General features: G+C 28.3%; 3 protein-coding genes. All 3 read right to left on the bottom strand.

Annotated features, from left to right (window positions below; translation table 11 throughout):
- On the bottom strand, positions 1–126 hold a 126-nt coding region (locus tag WAO56_RS10425; protein WP_422143540.1), incomplete at its 3' end, for a GTP-binding protein.
- A gap of 334 nt (positions 127–460) precedes the next feature.
- A complete protein-coding gene (locus WAO56_RS10420) occupies positions 461–1,360 on the bottom strand; it encodes a D-isomer specific 2-hydroxyacid dehydrogenase family protein (protein ID WP_422144854.1) in 900 nt (299 codons plus the stop codon).
- 9 nt (positions 1,361–1,369) lie between these two features.
- Positions 1,370–2,155 carry an aspartate dehydrogenase domain-containing protein gene (locus tag WAO56_RS10415; protein WP_422144853.1) on the bottom strand — a complete coding sequence of 262 codons (786 nt, stop codon included), beginning with the start codon at positions 2,153–2,155 and terminating at the stop codon, positions 1,370–1,372.
- Between the last annotated feature and the right edge of the window lie 244 nt (positions 2,156–2,399).

Raw genomic sequence — 2,399 nt, 5'->3', positions numbered from 1 at the left:
ACTTCCAAATCTTTTATTTAATACTAGTGTTATTGCTGCTGTTGTTGTTGTTTTACCGTGGTCTACGTGACCTATTGTTCCTATATTTACGTGCGGTTTCGTTCTTTCAAATTTTTCTTTTCCCATTATATCCTCCTGAAAAATCCCCATATTTAATTTATAATACACCTTAATTTTAATACAGGGTTAAGAAATAATCAACTTTTAAATTAATAATTTAAAATATTCTTATTAAATAGTAGAATCATTAAATATACGAATAAAAAATCAAGCTTTTCTATTACAAATAAGCTAACAGTTTCTACACTATTTTATATATTCTCTTATTAAAATCTATAATGTATATTTTAATAAAATTATTTCATATTTAACTTTTTTTATTATAGCTATTTAAATATTTTTATAATTGGAATACCTTTAGAATAAATATAAATATGTTTAAATCCTATAGAAAATAATTTTAATTATTTTTCATGTTTAAAAATTTTTCAATATTCTCAATTACTTTCTCACTTAGTCTATCAAATGCCTGTTTAGTTCTACCTGATGAAACATTCATACAGTTAACATTTGGATGGTTTAATAACTCCTCATCTCCTAATGCTCCTAAAGAGTCACAGAAAAATTCATTACTCCCATCTGATAACCAGCTTTTTAATGCGTCTATATCATGAGAAGGACCTATTGAAGTATTAAACATTATTTTTCCATTACCAAAACTTTCAAATTCCTTATCTTGCATTAAAATTACATTTTTATTTAAACAAGTAAAAATTACATCAACATGTTTTAGAAGAGCATCTAAAGGTAAATATTCTATTCCTTTCTCTTCCTCTTCTTTTTTTCTAGTTCTACTAAAATAATATAAATCTGCTCCCATATATTTTAATGTATTGGCAATCATTCTACCTGAAGTTCCAAGTCCAATTACACCGACTTTTAAATCTGTTAATTCTAAAGGAAGTTCTTTCCATTGCTTTTCTCCAAATCCATGTAAGTAACGGATAAGTTCACTTAATACATATTCAACTACTCCCTCGTCACCATAATCCCTAATTCCATAAACAACAATACCCTTTTCATTTGCTGCTAGAATATCGACATTGGCACTTTCCGGTGAATATAAACTACAACACATTCCTATATATTTTATATTGGAGCATTTATCCAATACATCTTTACCAATATTACTTGTGTAGCTAAGTAGAACTCCATCGGCATTACCTATGCGTTTAATAATTTCTTCTGCATTCTTTGGAATATCATTATATATAATAACTTCCTTTGCATAATCATATAGTTTTTTCTCCGCCTCTGGAATTAAACTTACCGGTTCTATTACAACTAATTTTTCAAACATCAATTCCTCCTAAAATACTATTGGCGAAACAATATTTTGAAGTACAAATACTACACTCCACCCAGCAATATCACTGGTTTTAGAATAGATATTTAAATCCGTTTTTACTTCTTCGCCTTCAATTTCAATTTTATATTCATCACCTACAAAATCTGGCAATGCATTAATTTTCATAAGTGTGTTCTCTGGTCCTGCACTTGCTAAGGCAGTAGCAACAGCTACATTAACATGAGTTGGTAATATTTCAATGGCCTCTTTTGTAGTACCTGAAAATACCTGTTCACTTTCTTTTATATCCAACAAACCTTCTTTATAAAGAGGGGTTTTCTTCAATGATTTAGGAGACTTTTTAGAACTTATTTTCGCTGTTATAGGGCTCATTAATGAAGCAGTTCTTAAAACATCAAATCCACCTACAGCACCACTGGCAATATATACCTTTCTCTTGTTCATAAATGCAGTATTTTTTATTTGTTCATAAAACTCCTTGTCTGCAAAAGCCCCTATTGATAATACTATAAGACTTGCACCATTTCTTAATATTATTTCTCCATATTCTCTTATGGCCTCAACAGATGCTGCTTCTGCAATATAATCTGGTTTTAATGACATTAATTCATCTATAGTTTCACATGGAGTACAATTATAGGTTTTTGAAAAGTTAACAGCCTTATTAAAATCTCTTTCAAATACTCCTACAAGTTCATATTCTGGAAGATAACCATCCATTAATGCCTTTGCCACTATTTCATTTAAGTGACCACAACCTAACAATGCTAATTTTAATTTTTCCATATTTAGCTCCTTTATTATTAATTATATATATATTATCATTAAATCAATTTAAAAACATCCAACTGGTTTGGTTTTATAAGAGCAAGTAAAAAACTAAAGGTTTAGATATTTAAAGGCTCTATAATTTATAGTGTTGATGGAAATAAATCCATTAGCACTATTTTTTATTGGAATATAAAAGAATAGACAAATTATTCACTTTTCCTATAAAATATATGCTACCACACAAAATATAAAGGAGTGT

This window comes from Miniphocaeibacter sp. (assembly GCF_049276255.1).
GTDB lineage: Bacteria > Bacillota > Clostridia > Tissierellales > Peptoniphilaceae > Miniphocaeibacter.
Note: the sequence above shows the minus strand (reverse complement) of the source record. Positions and strands in the feature narration are given on the sequence as shown.

Coding starts and splice junctions, on each gene's coding strand:
- WAO56_RS10415 (WP_422144853.1), bottom strand. CDS start 2,155: ATGGAAAAATTAAAATTAGCATTGTTAGGTTGTGGTCACTTAAATGAA.
- WAO56_RS10420 (WP_422144854.1), bottom strand. CDS start 1,360: ATGTTTGAAAAATTAGTTGTAATAGAACCGGTAAGTTTAATTCCAGAG.